The 25,170-nt window shown below is 48.8% G+C and carries 21 protein-coding genes; 13 read left to right on the forward strand and 8 right to left on the reverse strand.

Annotation, left to right across the window (positions count from 1 at the left end; all coding sequences use genetic code 11):
* Positions 1–129 precede the first annotated feature (129 nt).
* Together EXY25_RS16505 and EXY25_RS16510 are read right to left on the reverse strand one after the other, a co-directional pair.
* Complete coding sequence (locus tag EXY25_RS16505) at positions 130–2,568, reverse strand: carbohydrate binding domain-containing protein (RefSeq protein WP_130567726.1); 2,439 nt, start codon at positions 2,566–2,568, stop codon at positions 130–132.
* Positions 2,569–3,251: 683 nt separating this feature from the next.
* Positions 3,252–4,157: an AraC family transcriptional regulator gene (locus tag EXY25_RS16510; RefSeq protein WP_130567727.1), complete on the reverse strand. Its 906-nt coding sequence runs from the start codon at positions 4,155–4,157 to the stop codon at positions 3,252–3,254.
* Positions 4,158–4,467: 310 nt separating this feature from the next.
* Between EXY25_RS16510 and EXY25_RS16515 the strand changes: the two genes are divergently transcribed.
* The gene (locus tag EXY25_RS16515; RefSeq protein WP_130567728.1) at positions 4,468–5,490 is read left to right on the forward strand and encodes an aldo/keto reductase; all 1,023 of its coding nucleotides are present in this window, start codon (positions 4,468–4,470) and stop codon (positions 5,488–5,490) included.
* 252 nt (positions 5,491–5,742) lie between these two features.
* Positions 5,743–6,006, forward strand: a complete 264-nt coding sequence (locus tag EXY25_RS16520) for a hypothetical protein (protein ID WP_130567729.1) — start codon at positions 5,743–5,745, stop codon at positions 6,004–6,006.
* 94 nt (positions 6,007–6,100) lie between these two features.
* Here the strand turns inward: EXY25_RS16520 and EXY25_RS16525 are convergent, their stop codons facing one another.
* Positions 6,101–7,114 (reverse strand): zinc-binding alcohol dehydrogenase family protein, encoded by a 1,014-nt coding sequence (locus EXY25_RS16525; RefSeq protein WP_130567730.1) that lies wholly within the window; start codon positions 7,112–7,114, stop codon positions 6,101–6,103.
* A 98-nt stretch (positions 7,115–7,212) separates the two neighbouring features.
* Here EXY25_RS16525 and EXY25_RS16530 point away from each other — a divergent pair, with 98 nt between their 5' ends.
* The 3 genes from EXY25_RS16530 to EXY25_RS16540 all read left to right on the forward strand — a co-directional run bounded on the left by EXY25_RS16530 (position 7,213) and on the right by EXY25_RS16540 (position 10,006).
* Positions 7,213–8,154: a LysR family transcriptional regulator gene (locus EXY25_RS16530; protein ID WP_240695214.1), complete on the forward strand. Its 942-nt coding sequence runs from the start codon at positions 7,213–7,215 to the stop codon at positions 8,152–8,154.
* An 80-nt stretch (positions 8,155–8,234) separates the two neighbouring features.
* Positions 8,235–9,035, forward strand: coding sequence for a hypothetical protein (locus EXY25_RS16535; protein WP_130567731.1), 801 nt, complete (start codon positions 8,235–8,237; stop codon positions 9,033–9,035).
* Positions 9,036–9,232: 197 nt separating this feature from the next.
* Positions 9,233–10,006: a hypothetical protein gene (locus EXY25_RS16540; protein WP_130567732.1), complete on the forward strand. Its 774-nt coding sequence runs from the start codon at positions 9,233–9,235 to the stop codon at positions 10,004–10,006.
* A gap of 95 nt (positions 10,007–10,101) precedes the next feature.
* On the opposite strand, the gene EXY25_RS16545 is transcribed toward EXY25_RS16540, so the two are convergent.
* A complete protein-coding gene (locus EXY25_RS16545) occupies positions 10,102–11,016 on the reverse strand; it encodes a permease (protein ID WP_130567733.1) in 915 nt (304 codons plus the stop codon).
* Positions 11,017–11,179: 163 nt separating this feature from the next.
* Between EXY25_RS16545 and EXY25_RS16550 the strand changes: the two genes are divergently transcribed.
* Both EXY25_RS16550 and EXY25_RS16555 read left to right on the forward strand, forming a co-directional pair.
* Positions 11,180–11,482 carry an ArsR/SmtB family transcription factor gene (locus EXY25_RS16550; RefSeq protein WP_114339223.1) on the forward strand — a complete coding sequence of 101 codons (303 nt, stop codon included), beginning with the start codon at positions 11,180–11,182 and terminating at the stop codon, positions 11,480–11,482.
* Positions 11,483–11,743: 261 nt separating this feature from the next.
* Positions 11,744–15,106 carry a CHASE domain-containing protein gene (locus EXY25_RS16555; RefSeq protein ID WP_130567734.1) on the forward strand — a complete coding sequence of 1,121 codons (3,363 nt, stop codon included), beginning with the start codon at positions 11,744–11,746 and terminating at the stop codon, positions 15,104–15,106.
* 27 nt (positions 15,107–15,133) lie between these two features.
* Here EXY25_RS16555 and EXY25_RS16560 read toward each other — a convergent pair whose 3' ends face one another.
* Positions 15,134–15,487 (reverse strand): hypothetical protein, encoded by a 354-nt coding sequence (locus EXY25_RS16560; protein WP_130567735.1) that lies wholly within the window; start codon positions 15,485–15,487, stop codon positions 15,134–15,136.
* A gap of 257 nt (positions 15,488–15,744) precedes the next feature.
* On the opposite strand from EXY25_RS16560, the gene EXY25_RS16565 reads away from it, so the two are divergent.
* Complete coding sequence (locus tag EXY25_RS16565) at positions 15,745–16,638, forward strand: Dyp-type peroxidase (protein ID WP_130567736.1); 894 nt, start codon at positions 15,745–15,747, stop codon at positions 16,636–16,638.
* A 19-nt stretch (positions 16,639–16,657) separates the two neighbouring features.
* On the forward strand, positions 16,658–17,407 hold the full coding sequence (locus EXY25_RS16570; RefSeq protein ID WP_130567737.1) for a lipocalin family protein: 750 nt from the start codon (positions 16,658–16,660) through the stop codon (positions 17,405–17,407).
* Between the two features lie 5 nt (positions 17,408–17,412).
* Here the strand turns inward: EXY25_RS16570 and EXY25_RS16575 are convergent, their stop codons facing one another.
* Entirely contained in the window at positions 17,413–18,666 is a 1,254-nt protein-coding gene (locus tag EXY25_RS16575; protein ID WP_130567738.1) for a valine--pyruvate transaminase, read from the reverse strand.
* 209 nt (positions 18,667–18,875) lie between these two features.
* Between EXY25_RS16575 and yfbR the strand changes: the two genes are divergently transcribed.
* Positions 18,876–19,529, forward strand: a complete 654-nt coding sequence (gene yfbR, locus EXY25_RS16580) for a 5'-deoxynucleotidase (protein WP_130567739.1) — start codon at positions 18,876–18,878, stop codon at positions 19,527–19,529.
* A gap of 140 nt (positions 19,530–19,669) precedes the next feature.
* On the opposite strand, the gene EXY25_RS16585 is transcribed toward yfbR, so the two are convergent.
* Together EXY25_RS16585 and mutH are read right to left on the reverse strand one after the other, a co-directional pair.
* On the reverse strand, positions 19,670–19,993 hold the full coding sequence (locus EXY25_RS16585; protein ID WP_114339183.1) for an isoamylase early set domain-containing protein: 324 nt from the start codon (positions 19,991–19,993) through the stop codon (positions 19,670–19,672).
* A gap of 146 nt (positions 19,994–20,139) precedes the next feature.
* Positions 20,140–20,820: a DNA mismatch repair endonuclease MutH gene (gene mutH, locus EXY25_RS16590; protein ID WP_130567740.1), complete on the reverse strand. Its 681-nt coding sequence runs from the start codon at positions 20,818–20,820 to the stop codon at positions 20,140–20,142.
* Between the two features lie 720 nt (positions 20,821–21,540).
* Here mutH and rppH point away from each other — a divergent pair.
* The 3 genes from rppH to EXY25_RS16605 are packed head-to-tail and all read left to right on the forward strand — an operon-like array spanning position 21,541 to position 25,166.
* Positions 21,541–22,050 (forward strand): RNA pyrophosphohydrolase, encoded by a 510-nt coding sequence (gene rppH / locus EXY25_RS16595; RefSeq protein ID WP_114339186.1) that lies wholly within the window; start codon positions 21,541–21,543, stop codon positions 22,048–22,050.
* 21 nt (positions 22,051–22,071) lie between these two features.
* A complete protein-coding gene (gene ptsP / locus EXY25_RS16600) occupies positions 22,072–24,354 on the forward strand; it encodes a phosphoenolpyruvate--protein phosphotransferase (RefSeq protein WP_114339224.1) in 2,283 nt (760 codons plus the stop codon).
* A gap of 5 nt (positions 24,355–24,359) precedes the next feature.
* Entirely contained in the window at positions 24,360–25,166 is an 807-nt protein-coding gene (locus EXY25_RS16605) for a sulfite exporter TauE/SafE family protein (RefSeq protein ID WP_165419394.1), read from the forward strand.
* Positions 25,167–25,170: the final 4 nt, after the last annotated feature.

Below are 25,170 nucleotides of genomic sequence, written 5' to 3' on the forward strand. Positions count from 1 at the left end.
AACCTTATGTGTCTACCGTGTGATAGCCAAAGTGCTGCCTGACGACAGTGTGGCTAACACGATGAAGTGAAAGATTTACCACCGCTGCCAAAAAGCGGTGGCAAACTGATTAGTGTCATTAGCGGCTGACTATTTCTCGGTCAGAACCACGTCATCCACGATAAACTCTGATCCCGCGTGTGGACCAAAGAAGTACAACTCTGCTTGGCGCAGCGAGCCTGTTGCCGTCACTGTGAACTCCGCGGTGATTTCTTGCCATTGAGTTGAGCCCGATACCTGACCTAGTTTTGTCCAGGTATGGCCGTTGCCATCTTGGGTGAGCAGGCGGCTTTCAATTTTGCTGCTTGTGCCGGAAACCATGCGTACCCAGGCGCTTAATTGGTAGGTTTTACCTACCGTTAAGGTATTAGTCACCACTTGTTTGGGGCCGTGGTACCACTCAGTACGATTTGTGCTGGAGAGGGCATAGTTGCCTGTATATGCAGATGTAGTCACGGCAGTGGTCGCGCTATAACCAGGTACCCAGCCAGCGGTATTGCCTGACTCAAAATCACCGTTTTGCAGTAAATTTGTTTCGGGATCTGGATCTGGTACGGGGTCGCCACCACCCGAATCGCCACCTATCGGGATTAATCGCAGCTGGTCTAAGCGAGTACCATCTTCACGTACATAAACGGTGATGGTGTTTTGCCCTGCTCGCAGATCCACTTCTACGATTTCCGATACGCCACGTGAGTTAACATCCATCTCTTGGTAGATGGCTTTGTTATGTGTATCCCACAAGTGCAGGTCACCACCATTTACCTTGATCCAGAAAGAGTCAGCCGAGCTTTCTGGCGCATACACGGTTCCTTTTAATTGATAGCGCCCAGCGCCCGTCGCTGTCACCGTGAATTCGGCACGGTTGGCATTGATGGCAGCACCTTCGTAGTAATTACCCTGATGAATAGAGTCAATATAACGTCCGGCGCTTGCAGCACTGTCTGTACCCACACGGAATGCGCCATATAGCTCCGCTGTTTCTGCTTCAACGGTAATGGTGCTGGGTTGGTCTGTGTCTCCACCGCCACCGCTGCCATCATCTGTACCACCGTTACCATCGCCAATTCGGACCAAGCGGAAACGATCCAATCGGGCGCCGTCTTCACGCACGTACACGGTGATTTTATGCTGGCCTGCAGAGATATCGATCGTAACTTCACTCGCTTCATTACGATAGTTCACGTCCATTTCTTCGTAATAAGAGGCATTATTGATATCCCAAATCTGACGAGGGCCGTCGTTTACTTCGATATAGAATGAATCTGCAGCTGTATTGGGGGCATAAGTGGTCGCTTTTAAGGCATACAGGCCTGACTGTGGCACAGAAAAGAGTAGCTCAGCGCGGTTGGCTTCTATGTTGGTGTCGTAGTAATTACCAACGTACTCAGAATGGATATATTGACCAGCGCTTGCTGTGCTGTCATTGCCGACTTTAAACAGACCGTAGAGCGTTGCGTCTTCTGCTTGGACAATGACACCACTGTCGTCACCGCCATCACTATTGCCCAGCTCTCTTTTTATTGTTGCCTTAGCACCCGATGATATTGCCCAGCGCAGGGTATTCTCAAAGTAGTCTGACTGGTCTTTGCGACTAGCGCGGCTAACGGCACGGTACCAGTTATCTCGAGCAGTTTGATGATCGAAGCGATTGCTTAGTCGGGGGTTGTTATCGAGCTGCTGATAAAGTCGTTGCACAAATGGCTTTCCGCCAAAGTTATCGTACATTTCAAGCAAGGTTGCAGACATCAGTGTGTTGATGGTTCCACTACGCCATGCCAGTCGGCTTTTCGCCCACACGTTGTCGAAGTTATAGCTGCTGTTGGATAGGTATTTGTCGTAATCTTTTTTGTGATCAGCGCGGAATTGATCGTAGTACTTGCCGAAATAGTGTAGCTCGACACCTAAGTCATCTACTATCCAAAAAGCAGCGGCATTGTTGAAACCCACTGTCCAATAGCCGTAGTTTGAATTATTACCGTCACAAGCCCAGTCAATCCAAGCATTCCAGCCATTGGAACCCGATTTGTAGTAGTTGCGATTCATCTCGTAGAGCCATACTTGGTCGATACTGATGTTTCCGCTTTTGATGCGCTCATAGAACGGGTTAAATAACCCGCTGCCAACAGATAAACCAAATATGCCGTGAGCAGCCAATCCGCCATAGCCATTGTTATCTTTCGGAACCTGGATAGTTGGTAGGCCCCTGTAGTTACCGTTTAAGGGAAGGTTTCGTAGGCCGGTGAAGTCTTCAAATGAGGCTTTAGATGCCGCCATTAGTGCAACGACCTTCTCCATCGTTGCGCGGTCATAGGTACTGGCATTGGCTCCTTCAATGGCAATCGCAATGTCATTGTTGTACCAGACTGTCGCTGTTCGGGTGCCTTGGCTGGCTATGTTGAAGTTGAAACTGACATTTTGGTCAATATTGATTGGTACGCCGCCAGCATAACGCCCAGCTTCAGCTGTGAAGGCGAGGGACAGTAGTACCCCAATACAAGAACAACAGAAAAAGAAATTTTTCATCATATGGACCTTTCCCACGACTAGAGTGATTAGCGGCCTGGGGCCACTAGAAATGAGTTGGTTAAATTTGGTGACTCAAATAGGATTGTACGTCAATAATTTGACGTAAGGTAGTTTTGCGGTAGGTTTTTGTTGTTTTTTAGTGTGTTATGTTGTTCCTCTAATTTAGTTCACCAGCATTTCACATGCTTCTAGGATGTAACGTGTCAACAGGTTGACGTTGTGTGATTCTTGACTGAAAGATGTTGAGAACGTTTTGATTCTTTCTAACTTGTTTGCTTAGCCCTTGGTTTAGAGGCCCGAGATATTGAACTTGGGATGCTCTTACTCTTAATCGATTCGCTATTGATCACACCCTCGAGTATTTATGTGCCTCACGACAAAAGCTGTCGAACCACAGCGCGTATTTCATACTTATTCACAGGTAAAGATTGTCAGTGACGATACTAAGGCAAAAATGCGAGTGAAGTGGTGGATGCCTTTCTGCTGATTAAGCGCTGGGAGCTTACGGCAGCCGCTGCAGCAATGAGCTTTACCGCAGATGACTATTCCGAACGCGTGACCACTTGGTTCAAAGGCACGTCACGTGCCCTTCCAATGATGCGCAGGAAATGCCCGTTGTACGATAGGCATCAGTAGTTAGTGGCGTTAAGCGGCCGAGAAAATAGCCCCCTTGCAGATCTGCGTTAACTTGCCTTAGCTTCGCTGGGCACTTGGCCAAATAGGCGCTTATATTCGCGGCTGAATTGCGACACGCTTTGGTAACCAACTTGATAGGCTGCTTGGCTGATACTGGTTTGCTGCACGGTTACTAGCTGGTGAGCGTGATGCAACCGTATGGTCTTGATGTATTGCAGTGGTGATGCATTGGTGACCGCTTTAAAGTGCTGGTGTAGTGAGCTGGGGCTCATATTGGCGATGGTGGCTAGTCCGTCTACATCTAGCGGTTGCTCGTAGTGCTGTTGAATATGCCGGATCACTTCGGCAATGCGTTGATGCTGTCGCCCCTGACTGGCGAAGGCTGCAAGTTGGGGGCCCTGAGGGCCAAGCAGGGCATGATACAGTGCTTCTTTGATGCACAGCGGTGCCAGCACCTCGGTGTGTTTCGGCTCGGTGAGAACTGACAGCAAGCGATCGATGGTCTGCATCAGAGCTATCGACATGGGGCACACGCAGATCCCACGTTGACTGGGAGATTGTGGTTGTAGTGTCGGTAGATGCAGTAATAGGTCACTCACCATCTCGGTAGAGATATCAATTTTTATCGCCAGATAAGGCGTTTCTGGACTTGCCTCTATCACATGGGCTTCCAGCGGTAATGACACTGATAAAGCCAGAAAATTGAGTGGGTCATAGCTGTATTTTTCATCACCCAAATAGCTGGCTTTCTTCCCTTGGATCACCACATAGATAAACGGCTGACAGACGATCGCGTTTCTTTCGGTCGGGCTTTCGGCACGGATCAACGTGATCCCCTGCGGCTCTATGACGGTAAGACCAAGCTCTGGTGTTAGCGCCTGCATCTTTTCGATCATGGCACACAGCAATGTTTGCTGCGCGGTCGTCATCTGATGATGGGGCTGAATATCCATTTACGTCTCCCACTGTTCACTGCGCTTTCTGCTAACGTCACAACCCTTATTCCAACAGGCATAGTTGTAACAGATTAAGTCGTTTGTCGATGCTGCCTAGCATAAGCGTTGTGGCAGTGACTGTAATGCCTGGATATGACGATTTGTAGGATCAGGCAAAAGCTGTGTAGTTCTGTGCTAACTCTGGCTCACTGTTGTTCACCATACTGCCCTGGCTTTAAGGGATTTGGTCGATGCCCAGTCTGTTGGCTGGTATTGGCATTCATTCGCCTTTGGTTGGTGAGTTATCGTGATAGACAGGAGCATTCAAATGCAACAGCGTAAATTGGGAACCGAGGGGCTTAACGTATCCACTATTGGCCTTGGCTGTATGGGGATGTCGGAGTTTTATGGCGGCAGTGAACGTACGCAGAGCTTTTCGGTGCTAAGTAAAGCCATCGATCTTGGGGTGACTTTCTGGGATACCGCCGATATGTATGGTCAGGGAGATAACGAACGTTTGCTGGGGGCTTTTTTCAAGGCAAATCCTCAGACGCGGGCAAAGGTGCAACTGGCGACGAAATTTGGTGTGGTACGTGCTGACGATGGTGAATTTGTCGGGGTAAATGGTCGGCCTGATTATATCCAGGCCAGCTGTGACGCAAGCCTTAAACGTTTGGGAGTGGATCATATCGATCTCTACTATCAACATCGCGTTGATCCTACTGTGCCGATTGAGGAGACCGTGGGAGCGATGGCCGAGTTAGTGCAGCAGGGTAAGGTGCGTTATTTAGGGTTGTCGGAGGCGAGTGCTAGCACTATTCGCCGCGCTCACGCGGTGCATTCGATATCGGCCGTGCAGTCAGAGTACTCACTATGGAGCCAAGATGTGGAAGCAGAGATATTGCCACTGTGTACTGAACTTAACATCGGCTTTGTGCCTTACTCTCCGTTGGGGCGGGGTTTTCTAACCGGAGCTATCAAGCAGCGGAGTGACTTGGCCGCGGGGGATTGGCGTTTGGCTAATCCCAGGTTTTCGGAGCAGAACTTCGCATTGAACCTGCAGCTGGTGACGCAACTTGAATCATTAGCAGCGCAACACCATTGTACGAGCGCGCAACTGGCATTGGCGTGGCTATTGGCGCAGCACCCTCACATCGCCCCGATACCAGGAACGCGCAGTGTGGTGAGGCTGGAGCAGAATGCCACGGCTGAGAGCATTGTATTATCGCAGGCAGATCTCGACGCGATTAAAGGGATCCTGAATCGCTTTAATGTGCAGGGTACAAGGTATCCTGAGCAAGCCTCGGCACTGCTGTTTGGTGATACGCCAGCGCAGGCTGCAACAGCCTAACGGGCAGTCACCTAGGGCTTAGGCCTAAAGGGGAGTGACAAGATAGAAAGCGCGCGTGTTGGATACGTCTGCTTTCTATCTGCTTCTGGCAGTTAGTTCCTACTTTAGAATATTTTTGCTGATAGACAATTTAAAGATATTATAATCAGATAGTTACACCGGCTAGGGCCGGTAGTGAAAGCGCGATAGGTATCTCTGTGGCATATGTCCGTGCCTGCTCGCGGATACGTCCTGTGGCAGGAAGGTGATAAGTTGACTAAATTCGACAAATTGGTGCTGTTTGGTTTTTTCCTGATCTCATTGTCGTTGTTGGGCTGGTCAGTTCTCATTCATGGTAACAGTGCGCAAGCAGTTGCAGCTTCCATTGGTATTTGGCTGCTGCTGACATTTTTTGTCATGACCCTATTACACGGCATCATCAGCGGGGTACCAAGAACCAAGGTCGCCATTCCCGCCCTGCCGGCGACCGCGGTTATCTGTGTCTCTGGGGCGTTGTTAATCTATGCCGTGCTGTGACTGGCGCTTAGTTTCTTGTGTAACTGCAAATGCCCATGATGGGTTTGTCGCATGGGCACTTGCTCCTTGTTATCTGAGTTTTTCGCTATTGTCGTTAAAATCCTTCCAATACGATTTTACCTTTGGCGGTTTGCGTCTCTAATACGGCATGGGCACGCTTCAGGTTTGTCGCATTGATCTGACCAAAGAGTTGTCCTACGGTGCTTTTTATTAAGCCACTGTCGATAAGGGCGGCAACCTGATTTAGCAGATCATGTTGCGATTGCATATCTTCGGTTTGGAACATTGAACGGGTGAACATCAGTTCCCAGTGCAGTGAAATAGCTTTGTTCTTTAACGGCACCGCGTTGAGGCTTTCCGGATCATCGATAAGGCCGAATTTTCCCTGTGGTATTAAGCTGTCAATGATTTCGGCATAGTGACTTTCTGTGTTGTTCAGGCTCACCACATAATCAACCAGCGGCAGTCCGGCGTATTTAAGCTCCTGACTCAGCGGTTTACTGTGATCCAGTACATGATGAGCGCCAAGCTCTTTTAGCCATGCGCTGGTTTCTGGCCGTGATGCTGTGCCAATAATGGTGAGATTGGTGAGGCGTGCTGCTAGCTGCACCATGATTGAACCCACACCACCTGCGGCGCCTATGATCATGATCGATTTCTTGCTCGCTGCTTTACCCACTTCCACTTGCAGCCGGTCAAATAGCATCTCCCAGGCGGTGATTGAGGTTAGCGGCAGTGCAGCGGCATCAGCAAAGCCGAGGCTTTCTGGCATATGGCCAACAATGCGTTCATCTACTAACTGCAGCTCTGCATTGCTGCCACTGCGGGAGATATCACCGGCGTACCAGACTTTGTCGCCGGGCTTAAACAGGGTGACGTTAGCCCCAACGGCTTTGACGATGCCGGTGGCATCCCAACCCACTACTTTCCATTGGCCATCGGCCGCGGGGACGCCTTGGCGGATCTTGGTATCCACCGGATTAACTGACACGGCTTGCACCTCTACCAACAGATCGTGGCCTTTCGCGTGCGGCTCGGGTAGCTCAATATCTTGCAGTGAAAGGGCGTCTGAGATGGGCAGGTTTTGTTGATAACCGATTGCTTTCATGTCTGTGCTCCAGTGGCAGGATTAGCGGGGAAGGGTGTTTACCACCGTTCGATGACAGCAAGTGTAGTTGACCTATATCGTTTGAAAAACTAGGGTGTATGAAAATAACTTTCAAAAATAATTTGCCAATGAAAGCGCTGAATGATCTTCGTATTTTTGTTGAAGCTGCCAAGTTGGGTAGCTTCTCGCAGGTGGCTAGAAACATGGAGCTAACCGCTGCGGCGGTCAGTGCGTCGGTGAAGCGGTTAGAACAAGAGCTTGGGGTATCATTGTTTGCTCGTTCTACCCGAAAGATCAGGTTAACTAGCGATGGCGAGTTGTTTTTGGAGCATTGTCAGCAGGCCCTGGATCTGATTGATGATGGCAAAGCGGCAGTACAAACGCAGTTGCAGGGGCTATCTGGAGTGCTTAAGTTGTCGGCCCCGTCTGACTTGGGGCGTAATATTCTGCTGCCCTGGTTAGATGAATTTATGGCGTTACATCCTAAGGTTGAGTTGCGCTTACATTTGTCTGATAGCTATGCCGATATCTATAGCAAGCCGATTGACGTGGCGCTGCGTTATGGTGAGTTGAAAGATGCCAGCCTAGTCGCTGTGCCTGTGCTGAGTGATAATTATCGCGTGCTTTGTGCTGCTCCCAGTTACTTAGCTGCAAAGGGGGAGCCGCAAACCCCTGACGAACTAACGCAGCATGACTGTTTGTGTTTCTCGTTCAGTGATACGCCACAAACCCAGTGGAATTTTCAGCAACAGAGCAAGCAACAGAATAAGCCGTTAAAAGTGATGGTGTTGGGCCGGCGTATGGCCAATGATGGCGATATCGTGAGCCGGTGGCTGCTAAATGGTGAGGGGATCGCCTACCGCTCCTATCTGGATGTGGTTCGCTATCTGCGCTCCGGCGAGCTGGTGCAACTGTGTCCGACATGGGTGGGGGAGCCTGCTCCACTTTATATGGTGTGTGCTAATCGGCGGATGATGACACCCTTGGTGAAAGAGCTACGAACATTCCTGCAAGCAAAGCTCGCTGTGTTGTTAGCCTAACTTAGCATCGCTGTGGCGAGCGTTCTGAGTTAATATCACGAGCCTGCATTCTTGCTTTTTCGGACACATAGTCAATCGGTATGAGCCTGTTAGAACAACGCTATCGCCAACTGCGCGCCATCGATGCCAATGACTTCCACACCTGTTTTTACTGTGGCTGTATCGCAACTGAATTTGATTTTGCACCCCCCAAAGCTCATTGGCAGTCGTTTCAATATCGGCAATTGTCAGCAGATAACCTGCAAGTCCCCTCGTGTATGGAGTGCATTAAGTTGCTCAAAGGCTGCACGATGGGATTGGTACAGCAGCGTCGTGAATTAGTGCATACCAAAATTGCCAGTAAATACAAAAAGGCGATCGGTGTGTTTTTACGCTGGAATGAAGATGAATTGGAGGAACTGGATTTCTCTCTGCATCACAGCATCGCTGCCGGATTAAAGCTGGGGGAAGAGTCTCATCGGCGCAGTAATTATGTCGGATTTTCCTATGAAATTGACGGTGCCAAAGCGACCGGCTTAGTGCCAACTGCCGCACCGCTCAAGGTGTTTGGTGAGCAGTATGCCAGTGTTAAAGACGCACTGGTGGCGGTCAGTAAAAGCTACCGTATCAATCAGGCCAAACTGGTTGAAGGGATGGCAAAACATGACAATAACCTTGAAGCGGTGGTGATGGCGTGGCAGCAACAACAACAACACGCCATGTTTCAGCGTGAATTAAGAAAACAGTGCGCGGCGTTCGCCAAACAGCATAAACAATCCCATCGTTTCGTGGTCAATGAAATCGAACGTTATCTGGATAAAGATGCTGAACTCTCGATCGCCGATGCGTTAGACAAACTGTATCAAGAGCGGGTAAAGCACTATCAACCCTTGGTGAAGTGATTTACAGCGTTGATCCTAACCCAATGCTCCGCCCTTTAGACTTCTACAACCCAATATAACGCCTACCCACATAATCGCTTAGTTGAATGTATTTGCACACAATGCGGCCAAGCTTGAGCGTAAATATTTCTCAGATTACGAATGATCCTCAACTACGCTTTTATTTCACGCGTCTATTTGATTAGGGAAAAGTAATCATGGAAAGAAACGATATTGCATCCGCTGCATTTATAGTGCTCTCTGGGGCTGCTGCGGCAATGGGACCAGCAGGGGTCCCGATGTTCTTGCTGGCAGCTTCTATCGGAACAGTGTTAAACCTTTATGGTGGAAAAGAGGAGGACCAGGGTCCACCTATTGAAGAGGTAATTGATCAAACCGTTAGTGAGCACTTCGTACTAAATAATGCGCGGATCGCTTGGGCAAAGATTAAACCTGCATACACCTACTATGAGAGTTACGTTAATCGAGCTGAAGGCGGGGAGGAGTTTTCGGCCCGAGATTTAGATACGCTGGCCAGCGCCATTAACGATGCGATTGGTCCAAGCTCGGGGCTGACCCAAGGTTTAGCAATGCTTTACGATGAGCGTAATCCCAATGACTTCGGTAATGTTGAGTACAATTTGCCTATTTATATGCTAGGCGCGAGTTTGCTAATCCAATATCGTTTATTGGATATCGCAGAGCAAAAATTTAATGGTGAAATCATCGTTTCGGCTCAGTGGCAGCAAGTCCGGGAACTGACTACTCAGTTTGTACAAAACGTCACCTCGATCCATCGTTATGTAAAGAGCTTTACCATTGAAAAGATCCTTTACGATGAATTAAATGCAGGTAAGTTAAAGCGTCAGTCACCCGAGTTGGCTGCGCGTAATGACGAATTACAAATGCATTATCTCGGCGGAGAGCAAAAACTTATTAAATACTTATATGATTTGCGGATGATTGAGCAGCGGTTACGGGAAACAGCTTAGTTACCGGGTTCTGACAGTGATACTGTTTTAGCTGAGCATCATGTTGACGATGCTCAGCTTATTCGTTGATGTTCTATTTGTTATAGAGCACCCATTTAGAAAATCGCCTGATAGAGCAGACCTGCACTGACAGCCATGCCTAATACGACCACCAGAAAGGCTATAATCATTTGATTCTTAAACAGTGATTTCAGCAATACCACTTCAGTTAAGCTTGCACCGGCACTGCCAATAATAAGTGCCATAACTGCCCCAAGCCCCATGCCCTTTGCAGCAAGTGCTGCGCTTAAAGGGATCACGGCTTCAGCCCGAACATAGAGTGGAATACCAATCACCGCGGCAACTGGAATAGCAAAAGGGTTACTGTCACTGGCGACGCTAGCAATGAGTTCTGCAGGCATAAAACCATAGATCGCTGAGCCAATCGCAATACCTCCCATCAGGTAGGGCAGGACTTTTTTAAAGTCGCTCCAGGTCGAACGCCAAATAGTTAGCCACTTACTTTCCGACTTCGCTTTTCCGCAGCATGCTTTAGATGTCTTAGGGGTGTCATACGCTTCTGGTTTGACATATTTTTCAAATCCCAACTGCTCTAACGCTACCCCAGCGATGATAGAAACAGCCATCGCAATGATGAAGTAGAAAAGGGCCACTTTGACCCCAAAGGTCACGGCGAATAAGCCAATGATGATTGGATTGAGTAGAGGGCTGGCAAATAGAAAGACCATCATGGTGCCAAATCCTGCTTTGGCTCTGAGTAGCCCTTTCAGAAAAGGGATGGTGGAGCAGGAGCAGAACGGCGTGATGGCTCCAAGAAATCCTGCAATTAAGAAACCTTTGCCATTGCGGCTGCTGAGAATGCTTTGGATCCGTTGTGGTGGGATCACGCTCTGTAAAGCGCCGACAGCATAGCTGATGACTAGGAACAGTAAGGTCAGTTCCAAACTAAGGAACAGAAACATGTTGAGCGTATCCATCAACATGGTTTGGTCTATTGAAAAGTTTAGCATCGGGTATGTATCTTAATCTATATTTCTAGAATGATGGAAATATAATTCTATCAACATGGTCAGGTCAAGATATTTCTAGTAATATCGAAATAATATATGGCGAAGTATGCCAATTACGCCTGTGAATAGTGCCACAATGACCGCTGTATTTGAGGAGATCCTGATGACCATAGAACAAGTCGCCAAGGCGCTAAAAGAGCTCGGGCATCCAACACGTCTTGCCATATATAAAGGGGTGGTTAGAGCGGGTGAACAGGGAGTTGCTGTTGGTGTATTGCAGGAGGCGTTAGGGGTACCAGGGTCCACTTTGTCTCACCATATCTCTAGTTTGGGCTCTGCAGGGCTTATTTTTCAGCGCCGAGAAGGGCGAACCTTGTACTGTGTTGCTGAATATCAACAATTGCAGTCGGTCATCGATTTCTTACAAGATGAGTGCTGTATTGGTGAGTATGAGCAATCTAAATAGCGTGCGGTGTGGGCGCTTGTTTAGCGTACGGTTAACGCCCATACGCTCTTTCGAGGCTGATGCTCGGCTCTGAGCCAGATAATAACCTCAAAAAAATCTGTGAGTTAGTGCGCTTATCCCAGTGATTTATTGGTTTACCTAACGACCAAACAACTATACTCAGTGCTGAATTATATGCTGCGTTTTGGGTGGCTCAAAGTCCCCAAAGGTGGTGTTTGAAACTAGCATCCTATATGCGGAGGTTGGTTGATTGGAGAGGGCATGCGGATCAGCATAAAGGCGACCCATTTTGTCGTGGTTTGTCTCGGTTACATACTACTGGCTAACTTGGGCTCGTACTTTGCTATACCACCCAGCCCCGCCAGTGCAATATGGCCTGCAGCAGGTTTTGCTCTGGCCACTGTTCTGCTATTCGGCCGGATTGCTTGGCCTGCTATTTGGCTGGGTTCCTTCTACGTTACTCAGCAGATTAATTGGGATGCGCTCAGTTGGGGGAGTTTCCTTCTCCCCGCTACTATGTCGCTGGGAGCGACCTTACACGCAGCTGTTGGTGCTGCGCTGGTTCGCCGTTTTGTTGGTTTTCCTGATCCCTTGCTTAAGCAAAGCAAAATCATTCTGTTTACCCTGTTAGTTGGGCCGGTAAGTACCCTTATATCGTCGCTGATCGGCGCGACCGCTTTGACTGGGTTTGATGTGATCCCCGCTGAGGCGTGGCGGAGCAGCTGGTTGACCTGGTACACCGGTGATTGTATCGGTGCTTTGCTATTTGCGCCGTTTACCTTGCTGGTTTTGGGTGGCGAGAAAGTCTTTGGTCGCCATCGGCGGCTCTTGGTGGTGTTACCGACACTGATTACCTTCTTGTTGGTGACCTGGAGTTTTAATCTGAGTCGGCAAGCCCACCAAGAAAAGCTGACGTTGGAACGTGAAGCTGCTTTTCAGCAGTTACATGCTGAAGTGGTAAAAATGTTGGAAATAAGTGCCGAGCCTTTGTTGTCTCTCACTGCCTTTTTTCAATTTTCAGAAAAAGTTCGTCGAGAAGAGTTTGTTCACTTTGTTACCGTGATCCGTCGCAACTTACCGGCAATAAAGGCGATATCCTGGGTGCCTAGAGTCACTCATGCTCAGCGTCAGGCGTATGAATCGCAGGCGATTCAGGCGGGTTTTAAGGATTATCAGTTTACCCAGCTTAATGTTAACGGTGTGATGGTGCGTCGACAGCCGGCCGATGTTTACTACCCGATATTTTATAACGAGCCATATATTGGCAACGAAAAGGCATTGGGTTTGGATCTGCTGTTTCACCCGCTGACGAGGGGGGTGGTGAGTCGAACTATCCAGCAATCTGAACTTAGCATTACGCCGCCAATTCAGCTGGTGCAAGAGACAGGTACAAGTTATGGCTTCTTATTACTTTATCCTGTGTGGCTGCATGGTGAGGAGAAGGGCGAGTTTGCGGATGGCTTGGTTGAAGCGGTCTTTCGTGCTAACGATCTGTTTGCTGACTTAACTGTGCAGGCCGAACAGCTCGGCTATGTTTTCAACGTCGATGACATTACTGATGGGGAACAAAGAGCGCCATTGGTGGCGAGGGCTGGTGTTGATGAACGGCCCATTTTTCAGCAAGTGATACCTATCCATAATCGGCAGTGGCAGTTAAGTTATTTTCCTAGAACGTCTGCTGTTACAGCAAAAGATGATTGGTTCAGCTGGTCCACTCTGGTTTTGGGGATGCTGTTTACTGGCTTATTGCAGCTATTCGCATTTGTGATGACGGGAACCAACGCAGTGATCAGCAAAACCGTGGTGGAGCGTACCGAGCAGATGCGCATGGCGAAGGAGGAGGCTGAGCGGGCAAATGCCGCCAAATCACAGTTCCTTGCCAACATGAGTCATGAGATCCGCACGCCGATGAATGCCATTATCGGTTTAACTGAGCTGTTGCTCAGCGATAAGCTGTCATCGAACCAACGCAAGCGTTTAGGTCAGGTTAAAGTTTCTGCCGATACCTTACTTCAGTTGCTAAATGAGTTGTTGGATATGGAGAAGATACTCTCTGAGCAGCTAGAAATAGAGCAGGTATCCTTTTCATTAGATGATGTCATGCTCAAAGTCGATGCGCTGTTTAGTAGTGCAGCGCAACAGAAAGGCATTCAGTTTTCGATCGAGATTGACGATGTGCCAGCGAACTTGGTGGGAGATCCATTAAGACTGGCGCAGGTGTTGTTTAACCTGGTTTCCAACGCCTTGAAATTTACTGAACAGGGAGAGATCAAGTTACAGGTGAGCGGCCGACCGTTAGCCGATGAACGTTGGCAGCTGACGTTTTCTGTGACAGATACAGGCATTGGCATTGCTGACGAGGCGATAGCAAATCTGTTTCAGCCCTTTACGCAGGCTGATGCGTCTATGGCAAGATTGTACGGTGGCAGTGGCTTGGGGTTGAGTATAAGCCAGCGCTTGGTGAACCTGATGGGGGGAGCGATAGAGATCGATTCCCAGCAGGGTAAAGGCAGCTGTTTTCGATTCAGCCTAGCGTTGCTGGCAGCAGACGATCAAGCGAATGATGCTGCCGGGATGACACCTGCCAGCGTTGATCTGTCAGTACTCGCCGATAAAGATGTTTTGATTGTCGATGATAATGGTGTCAATCGAGAGATCCTGGAGTCGCAACTACAGGCGCAACAGGTGCGGGTGTATCAGGCTGAGGATGGGCCTGCCGCATTGGCTGCACTTCATCAACAACGCTTCGACGCCGTATTGTTAGATATTCAGATGCCAGGTATGGATGGTTATGAAGTGTGCCGACAGATCCGGTTGAACCCGAGATTGGCAGAGCTACCAGTGATTGCTGTGAGTGCTAATGTCATGAAGGCTCATCGGGAGCAGGCCTATCAACAGGGCTTTAATGACTATATTACTAAGCCGATTGAAGGCGACCGCTTGTACCCAACATTGGCCTACTGGTTAGAAGGTGAGCCCAGCGACAAAATTCATCTGGCTGAAACATTGGTAGAGCCAGAGCGGGAAGAATCGTCGCCGATCGACCTCGCTGCAGGGCAAGCTATGGCAGCTCTTGATGCTGAAGCAGGAAGCGTGCGCGCCGGAAATGAAGCGCTGTACCAACGTCTACTAGCGATGTTCGTTGATGACTTCTGTGACTTCTCGGTGCAACTACAGCAACAGTATCGCGTTCAGAATAGAGAAGAGATGATCAATCTTTTGCATCGTTTGAAAGGGGTGAGTGGCAATCTGTGTGTGGAGGAAGTCGCAGCGCTTAGTGCCGCATTTGAGCAGCGTTATTTAGATGACGGCGAACTGGATGACGATGAGGTGCAACGCTTGTGTAATGCTTTACAGCGTGCATTCGCTGCGGTTGAGGAGTACCTGCTTACGGTTAAACAGGAGGTGGCTGTCGATGCTTCGGTTCAACCCCTGGAGACACTGCTTTCCGAGCTGCGCCAATCATTACAGCAATCGGAATATATTGATGAAGAGATGTTGCAGCAGGTGTCATTAGCATTGGCCGCTAATAATATTGATGGCAGTGCACTATTGACCGCCATTACGCACATGGATGAAACGTTGGCGTTGCAGCTACTGGATGAAATAGTAGCTGCAACGTAGCGAGATAATTTTTTCGGACGATCGGTCTCAGTGTCTTACTGGCTCTGTGGCTGTTTGTCTCAAGCCTAATTGTTCTAACAGCTGTTTAGTACTCGCTTTAATCAGCGGGTTTTGCTGCAGTGCCGCGCCAGCCAATTGAAATCGCCCGGTCAACGCTTCAACCTCGTGTGCTTCAAGATCCCAAGTCCGCAACCAACCTGACTTCACTATGCTTCCCGGTTGCCATTGTCCGCTGTTGTCTGACTCGACTTCTCCTACTAACAAATAATGGTGAAGTGTTGGGTCGTCCATCTGCTGTTGCAGCATGGCATCATTAATGTCGGTTAGTTCAAAGATGGTCCAATGCTTGAGTCGCGCGACATATTTATGGTCTAGTTCCATGGCTATTCTCCTGCGGTTAGCTGTTGCCAGGTTGATGAACTGCCAACGTGAATCGCTATTTGAAAATGCATGTGCTGTCTAACAGCATAGTTAAATATAGGGCAGTCATTGATTGACAGCCTGCGAGCGTCGAACTTCGCTGCCTCTTGGCGGTCAAAATGGCTCGAATTAGTTGTTATATCAAAAGCCCTGTTGTTTGAGCTTGCTATGCTTTTAAATCAGTCTTCTTTCTCTTTTTGATCACTATGGAGTGATGCATGACCGTATCTTCTTTGGCCCAAGCGGGCATCTTAGCCGCCGTTCCTGCAGCTGGCTGTTATCTGACTTTTTCTCTACGGAGTACGGAGACGCTTTGCACGGATCTGCAAGCGCTGGCGGCTTCAGCCGATGGCGAAGCTTGTGTGGTGGGTATAGGTTTGGCTACGCTGAATGCGCTGAACGTCACGGTTGATGGCATGAAAGAGGTGGCTGCGTTGACGGGGGTTGGAGTCTCCTCTCCTGCGACACCTGCCGCCTTGTGGTGCTGGTTGCGTGGTGACGAACGTGGCGAGCTGTTGCACCGCGCCCGTGAGATCGAAACGATGCTTGCCGGTAGCTTTGAGTTGCAGCAAAAAATCGACGGCTTTAAACATAAAGAGGGGCGGGACCTGACCGGCTACGAAGATGGCACAGAGAACCCTGAGGGAGAGGCTGCTGTGGCTGCAACTTTACTGGCCAGTGAGCAACCTGGACTGGCGGGCAGTAGTTTCGTGACTGCACAATTGTGGCGGCATAACTGGCGTGAATTTGATCAGATGACGCAGGGGGCTAAAGATGATTGTATTGGCCGTCGGCAGACCGATAACGTTGAGTTTTCTGAGGCGCCCCCTTCGGCACATGTGAAGCGCACCGCGCAGGAAAGCTTCACCCCGGAAGCCTTTATGTCCCGTCGCTCAATGCCATGGTCAGATCCCCATGGCAGTGGTTTGATGTTTGTCTGCTTTGCTAACAGCTTTTACCCCTTTGAAGCGCAAATGAAACGGATGCTGGGGCTGGAAGATGGCATTGTTGATGGATTGTTTAACTTTAGCCAACCCCAAGGCACCGCTTACTTCTGGTGTCCGCCAAAGTCGAATCAAGGTGGTCTTGATTTGACTGCGTTGGCTTTGTAATTCGTTCGCGGAACCAGCAATGCCTTTCTCCCGTTGCGCCTCAATTATTGGCGGCTTGCTTATTGCGCTGTTTGCAATCGTTGGCTGTGAGCCATCCTCTAAGTTCGAGTTGCCGCCAGATAAGTCATCGTTGGTCGGTGCATGGTTGCGTGCCCAACCCGCAGGCGATGGTTACGAGGGGGTTGTATTAGAAGCTGACGGTCGAGCATCCGTCCTCGGTATAGGCTCGCTGCAAGCGGCGCATTGGGATTGGGAGAATGGCTCTATATTGCTGGCTGTCTATGAAGACAATACGGCTGTTGAGTTGACCACAACGGTTAAGCGGATGATGGTGGTGGAGTTAGATCGTCACACCATGACGTTAGAAACCCAATCTGATTATTTTTCAGGTCGCTATTTGCGTCGCGATGATGCGGTTAGCCGTATTTTTGGGCGAGTGGTGTTGCCGGTGGCGCAGCTGGAGAACGATTCAACGCTGACTTTTACATTAGAAAGTGATGGTGCCGTGGGGGCTGAGTCCCATCGTTTGCTGTCGCATAAGCTCCGCATTCATAGCAAACAAGTTGACGGCACTGTGCCGTTTTCGCTCTATTTTGTGAATGCGGATCTGCAGCAAGGGTATGACTACCAACTTGTGGTTGAGTTGGCAGACGCCGGCGGGCGACATCATCATCACGCCAAGCATTCTGCCGCGATTAATCGCAACGGCGATCCCGATCCTGAACTGTTGGTTAATTTGGTACCTGTTGAGGTGAAATCACAAGGATAGCCGGGTTATTTGTCATACTCAGCGTAGATGGCTTTAATCTCAGCTGCGAGGATTGTGACGGCTTCATCGAGTACCTCTTCTGACTGGGCGTAAGAGAGGCGAACACACTCCTGCTGATGGCGCCAGTCACTCTGCAAACCTGGAAAGAAATGTTGTCCTGCCACCACGACTAAGCGCTTCTCCTTGAGGCGCAGGTAAAGTGCTTGTGAACTGATGGGCAGATCTTTGAACCACAACCAGAGAAAGATAGCGCCTTCTGGTTTGTGGATCCGGAATCGTGGATCGTCAATCGCCTGTTTAAGCTTTGCCGCCAAATAACATGCTTTATCATGATAGTAGGGCTGTATTAACTCATTACTGACTTTCACTATCTCGCCACTGCTTACCATCGATTCGGCGATGACAGGGCCGATATTGCCAGGCGCCAAACTCATTACGCCAGAAAGATTGGCTAATGTTTTGATGATGTTGGGAGCGGCGACTATGATACCGCAGCGCGCCCCAGGCAGTCCGAGTTTAGATAAGCTGAGACAGAGGATCACATTGTCATTAAAGGGCAGTTTAAGCTCTGAAAACACAATGTTGGGAAATGGCGCACCATAGGCGCAATCAAGTAGCAGGGGCGTGTTGGCAGCCTGGCATCTACGATCCAGCTCTGAAAGTTCTGTTTCGGTTAGGACATTGCCTGATGGATTCGTTGGACATGATGTGACCACCAATCCGATATCTTCTGTGATATCTAGCTGTTCAAAATCGATCTGGTATTTGAATTCGCGGTTATCTAAAAGATTAATTTGCGGCTTAATGCTGGTGAAAATGTCATCTTTAACCCCGAGATCGCTGTAACCAATATATTCCGGTGACATAGGTAACAGGATCTTTTTCAGCGAGCCATCCTCACGCTGTCCAGCGAACAGGTTGGCCAGGGCAAAGAAAGCGCTCTGTGAACCGTTGGTCAGGGCAATATGCTGTGGCTGTATCTCGCTGTCGAACACACTAGAAAGTAACTCTGCCAGATGTTGGCGAAAGCTATCTTTACCGAGCGGCCCGGCATAATTACTTAGTCCTTCCAGCAGAGTTTGATCTTCGGCAGCCGCTTCGATTTGGCGTTGAAAAAGTGCCTTAACGGCGGGTATTTGTGCCGGATTACCACCACCTAGCATCAACATCTGGTCGTTTTGCACCCCTTGATTGAGGTCTTCCATTAACGATGAGATGGCAGAGGGCTGGCTAAATTTCTTTTCGAAGTGACTGGGCATGGCTGATCTGAGTAGTTAAAACTACAGCTTAGTGGTTATTGTTGGCTAAATCGATGATTAGTCCGACGTTTCGGTGGAGTGATAGCCATGGCTGTTCTAGTCTTTAATGCAGCAGTGAGAACAGATGATGTTACCAATGCCGCTCTTTTTCTGCCTTTTACGTGGCAGACCATTCGTCTGAGTTAGCTCGAGATTAAAGGAAGTATGTTATGCGAAATGTGTTTTTTGCTCTGATGTCCCGCATGCAAAACATCCAACGCTGGAGTAAATCGAATCCTACCCGCTCTGAAAATGTTGCTGAACACAGTTTACAGGTTGCGATGTTTGCGCATTGCCTAGGAGTGATCCGCAATACAGTTTACACAGACCGCCCTAAGGTAAATGAAGACAAATTAGCGACCCTGGCCTTGTTTCATGATGGTCCGGAAGTGTTGACCGAAGATGTGAATAGCCTGATTAAGTACAGTGATAACAGAATGCTAAATCTATGCCGCGAAATGGAACATATCGCTTGCGACATGATGGTAAATACGGTGCCGGAGGAGATGGCTGATATCTATCGGCCGCTAATTCAACAGCATGAGCAGGGCAGTGAAGAGGGGCTATTTGTTAAGGCGGCCGATATTTTGTCTGCTTATGCTAAGGCATTGTCAGAATTACGGGCAAACAACACTGAATTCAAAGGAACGAAAGAGAAGCTAGATAAGGTGCTGGCTGACTATTGTGAACGTCTGCCGGAGGTTGGCTACTTTATGGAGAAATTTATGCCTTCTTTTATGCTGACCATTGATGATTTAGTGGATGCGGCGTTTATGCCCAGTGATGGAGAGCAGCAAGCGTTGCACCGGCGCCGAGTTATTTAACTTCACTTTGTAACCTGAATAGCGACCACTTTGGTGCTGGCGCACAATGGTGGTGCGGCATTGATGTTTTGTAGCAGTATGTGCCACAGGATAAAAACCGCCATTAAGGCGGTTTTTATCCTGAGGTGATACTCAGTGATCTACTCAGAAACACTGATGACCGAGTTATCTCCACCCATGGGGCTAGGACGATAACTTTCAGCTTCCCAATCGTTATCAAATACTTCCGTACCATCTTCTTTAACCAAGCAGAAGCGGTATTCATAGTCTGCTTTTTCATCTGTTGGCAGATTGACGGTTGCCTTGAAATGACCTGCTTTCAAGCCTTTCATCGGTTCGCGCTGCCAACCGTTGTGTTCACAAAGTAAGTAAACATCTTTGGCGTCTTGAGCGGCCTCTTTGCTTACTTCAAAGGTTACCTTTACTACAGGCTTTGATTTTAGGAACTGCTTCTTAACGGACATAGTGATGTCCCCTCCATTTAGCTAACTTAGGATCCATTTCTAGGCAAAATGACTTAGCAACAGTGTAAGTACAAATATTGAATTTTTCATTACACCGGTCAAATTCCCATCAGTTTAGTGTAATTATTCATCATTCGTGCCAAAACTCAAATCGGAACAGTGACAAAAGCTTGCTGTAATAACATGCGCGTAAAGGTTTTCTTCAAATAGAACCCTTTCGGTTGAGCCTGGATCGGTTTGCCCTGACCATCAAAAGCTTTGGTGGTCACTGAACCGTCAGCGGCTTTTGGTCTGAGCTGCAAATATTCGCCATGGCGTGCATTGATTGAATGTCCAAGCGCGATCAGCTCCATTAACTCTTCCCAGTCCGCTTGCAGCAAGGCTTCCTGTTGTTCTGTGGGTTGCCACAATAGTGGCGTGCCGATGCGGCGTTCATGTAACGGCTGTTGTCGTTCAGCTTCAACTGGTACCCAAAGTACGTGAGCTAGCTTTTTATAGACGAGTGATTGTCGCCAGCACACACCGCTTTGTCCTAATCTCGGCGCGACACAGATATAGGTGGTTTCCAGCGGCTCACCTAAGTGACTCACAGGCAGGGTCTTTAATTCGACTCCGAGCTTGGTGAAGTCAGGTTCCGGCCTGGAGCCAGCGTCGGCGCCTAAAGCGTACTCAATTAGTTGCCCGACCCAGCCCTTTTCTCTGGTCAGGTTTTTCGGCATTTGGATGCTGTAGTGCTCCGCGAGCTCTGCCAAGGAAAGCCCTGCGATGGCTTCGGCGCGAGCAATTAATATATCAAGGGATGTTGGCGCGGATGGACGAGGTTGCACTGTGGATACTCACGTTAAAAGTGAAGCAGTAGGGTAGCATAAAACTATGGCTGTTTCTTCACCAGTGCTTATATTTGAGTTGGCGAAGTTCGTTATAACTAGCTGATTTCATGCTGTTTTGTTTATATTTTTTGTGGCTTTCACTGCGAGTTATAAAGACTATTCACTTAGTTTAGGTAAGTTGCTCACATGATTATCCACAGTAATTCTGGATAACTCGAGATTAACGCCATATCTCAACGATATACTTGCGCAATATTTACTGTTGCGCAGCAAACTCTGGTTCTTGGTTCACTATCTAACCAGATGGCTTGTGGATAAACCAACTGTGGTTGATTTTTGTTCTGATCTTTTTGTGGGCAATTTTTCGATCTGATTCGATCACCTCAAAACGATCTTTGATCGTCAAAAAAGATCATTTAACTGCTATTTTATTTCTGATATTAAAGGAAAAAATATACTTTCCAGTTTGTGGTTTGAGTTTTGTTACCTGTCGTTTAATTTCATCAGATATTTTTATCCACAGGATAGAACACAGTTTTACTCACAGAAATTGTGCATTAGTTCTCATCGCATTCGTTGCTTCTGTGAACAACTTTCCTTTTGCCTTGATTTTATCCACTGAGACTCAGGTCTTATTGCAGAAATGGATGATTGCCGCCACCCACTGATTGTGGAACAATCGAAACATGTAAGTTTTTTAGCTGGATACAGCGAATTGTGATCGATTCAGAAGGCTACCGCGCGAATGTCGGTATCGTCATCTGTAACCGATTGGGTCAAGTGTTTTGGGCGCGTCGCTTTGGACAACACTCCTGGCAGTTTCCTCAAGGTGGTATAAACGAAGGGGAAACCGCTGAACAGGCGATGTTTCGAGAACTCTACGAAGAAGTAGGGTTAAAGCCGCAAGACGTTAAGATTATTGCGACAACCAAAAACTGGTTGCGTTACAAACTACCCAAGCGGTTAATCAGGCGAGATTCATCTCCAATGTGTATTGGCCAGAAGCAACGCTGGTTTTTACTTCGACTGGAATCTAAAGAGGATGCCGTTAACCTCAAGGCAAGCCATCACCCCGAATTTGATGGTTGGCGTTGGGTGAGTTTTTGGTATCCGGTTCGACAGGTCGTCTCTTTTAAGCGGGAAGTGTATCGCCGCGCAATGAAAGAGTTCGCCATTGCTGCTCAGCCGCCTTCGCATAAGCGGCGGCCACGTAGACGGAATAGATAGAGGAGCGTTTTTGCTATGGAGATGTTGACCACGCTGCGAAGAATTGTTCAGCAGGTTAATCAAACCTCCGATCTTGAGCATGCGCTAGACCTGTTGGCGGCTGAAACCAAAGCCGCCATGTCGGTTGATTGTTGTTCTGTCTACTTAGCGGATTATGAGCAGCAACAATTTCTCTTGATGGCCACCGATGGACTTGAACAGGCTGCGGTTGGTCAAGTCACTATCGGATTCTCTGAAGGCTTAGTTGGGTTAGTCGGACAGCGAGAAGAGCCGATTAACGTGGCAAATGCGCAACAACACCCTCGCTTTAAATTCTTCCCGGAAGCAAAAGAAGATACGCTCTGTGCATTCCTCGGTACACCGATTATTCATCACCGCAAAGTGTTGGGTGTCTTGGTGGTACAGCATGCCGATGCCCGCCAGTTCAGTGCTAACGAAGAGTCATTTCTCGTTACCCTAGCGGCGCAGTTGGCGACGGTTATTGCCCATGCAGAAGCGCGTGGGGTGCTTGAACGAGCGAGTGGACGTCAGCGGCGTTGGGTGAAAACCCTTAAAGGGGTACCCGGCTCGCCTGGTGTGGTTATTGGCCGTGCGTTTGTTGCTGAGCCAAGCTATCGCCTGGAATCTGTACCCATTGTTCAAGCAGAAGATAAAGACGCTGAACTCAAACGCTTTATACATGCGTTGGCATCCACTCGGCAGGAGTTGCGGGTACTGGCCAATCGTATGACCGAACTGGTGAGTCCTGAAGTCGCTGCCATCTTCGAGATGTACCAGCAGATGCTGCAAGATGCCTCAATTGCCGATGCTGTCGAAGCGGAGATCGAGCAGGGGCTGGCTGCGCAATCGGCTGTGAAGAAGGTGCTGCTAGGTTTCGTGGATCAGTTTGAAGCGATGACAGATCCTTATATTCGTGAGCGTGCCAGTGATGTTAGAGATCTGGGACAGCGGCTGCTGGCGCAGCTGAACCCGAATAAACGCGATCAACGGCAACTTGAAGATGAAGTGATCCTGGTGGCAGAAGAGGTCACTGCGTCGATGTTAGCCGAGATCCCAAGGCGTAAGCTTGCCGGTTTACTGTCGATGCGTGGTTCGAATAACTCCCACGCAGCTATTTTAGCGCGAGCGATGGGGGTACCGGCGCTGCTGGGTATCGAAGAGGTACCTGTTGCGCAATTGGATGGTTTAGAGCTTATTATTGATGGCTATAGCGGCGAACTTTATGTCTCGCCGAATGAAGCTGTTCTGAGTGAATATCGCCGGCTGATTGGCGAAGAAGATGAACTGCGCAGCGTCTATACCAAACAAGCCGATCTGAGTGCCACCACCCCTGATGGTTTTGAAGTCCGTATTCATCTGAATGCGGGTTTAAGTGCTGATACCGATATTGCACACAGTTCTGGCGCCGATGGTGTTGGCCTCTATCGTACCGAGATCCCATTTATGATGGAGGATCGTTTTCCATCGGAAGAGGCGCAGTTCAATATCTACCGTAAAGTGCTGCAAAGTTACTGTGGCCGCCCTGTCACCATGCGCACCTTAGATGTGGGGGGAGATAAATCGTTACCTTATTTCCCTATCAATGAGGATAATCCTTTCTTGGGGTGGCGTGGGATCCGAATGACGCTGGATCATCCGGAGATCTTTCTGGTGCAGATCCGGGCCATGCTGCGGGCTAACCTGGGTATGGATAGCCTGAATATCATGTTCCCCATGATCACCAGTATCAGTGAAGTCGATGAAGCATTGCGCTTAACTCGGCAAGCTTACCGTGAGGTGAGCGAAGAGATTGCTGCGCAGGGTAACGATCAACTATTAGCTCGGCCTAAAATCGGTGTGATGATCGAAGTGCCTGGGATTATTTATCAACTGCCAGCGTTGGCGTCTCGCGTAGATTTCATTTCTGTTGGATCTAATGATTTGACCCAGTATCTGTTGGCGGTCGATCGGAATAACTCCCGTGTTGCCGAGCTTTATGATTCCTACCACCCAGCGGTATTGCTGGCACTGAAGCATATTTTTGATCAAGCGCATAAGTGCGGAATTCCAGTGAGCTTGTGTGGTGAATTGGCTGGTGAGCCTGCCGGCGCATTGCTTTTGATGGCAATGGGCTATCGCCAACTGAGTATGAATATTCACAACATTCCTAAAATTAAGTGGGTGATCCGTAAGGCGCGCCTTGACCAGTCGAAACAAGTTTTAGATCAAGTGTTGGCATTAGAGTCTCCCAATGATGTGAGGCGTGTCATGTCACAACATCTTGAGACATTAGGGCTGGGTGGTTTGGTTCGCGCGGGTAAATAGCCCCAGTGTCTTCTGCATTATTTATTTTGCTCTGCTCACTACCTGTGGGCGTTTTAGTGGGCGCTATCTCAGGCCTGCTGGGTATTGGTGGTGGGCTGGTATTAGTGCCGGTTTTTTATTTGCTTCTACCACTTGCGGGCGTGCAGCCTGACAACCTGATGACAATGTCATTGGCGAGTTCACTCGCGGCGGTCATTATCACCTCACTCTCTTCCTGCTTGGCCCACGCTCGATTGGGTAACGTGCCGTGGCAAAATATTCCGCTGCTGTTGTCTGGTTTAGCCAGCGGTGCCTTAATGGCTGGCTATTTGGCTGCACTTATCCCTGCTTGGTTTTTGGAGCTCGCGTTTGCCCTGTTTGCGGGCGCTATGAGTATTCGCATGTGGCTGGATCAACGCCAAGCTAAGAGTGAACAGAGCAAGCCCTATCGGAAGTTCCATGTGCTTGTTGCAACAACGGTCATTGGTGGTGTTTCGGCACTGTTGGGGATCGCTGGTGGTACGCTATTGGTTCCCTACTTGAGCAGTCACGGTATGATCATGAAACGCGCAATAGGCGCTTCGGCATGCTGTGGTATTATCGTCGCCGCTGCGGGTACGCTGGGTTACATAAGTAGTGGATTGCAGGTGAGCCACTTGCCTGAATTCAGTATTGGCTATGTATATCTGCCCGCAGTGTTAGGTATTGCTATCACTGCGTTGTTTAGTGCTCCGTTAGGTGCCAAGTTGGCGAGTCGTTGGCCAACACGTAGGTTAAAAAAGATCGTCGCAATCATGTTGCTCTTGGTTGCTGTTAAATTACTCCTGTTTTAGAGAT

The sequence above is a fragment of the Corallincola spongiicola genome (genome assembly GCF_004284785.1).
Classification (GTDB): domain Bacteria; phylum Pseudomonadota; class Gammaproteobacteria; order Enterobacterales; family Neiellaceae; genus Corallincola; species Corallincola holothuriorum.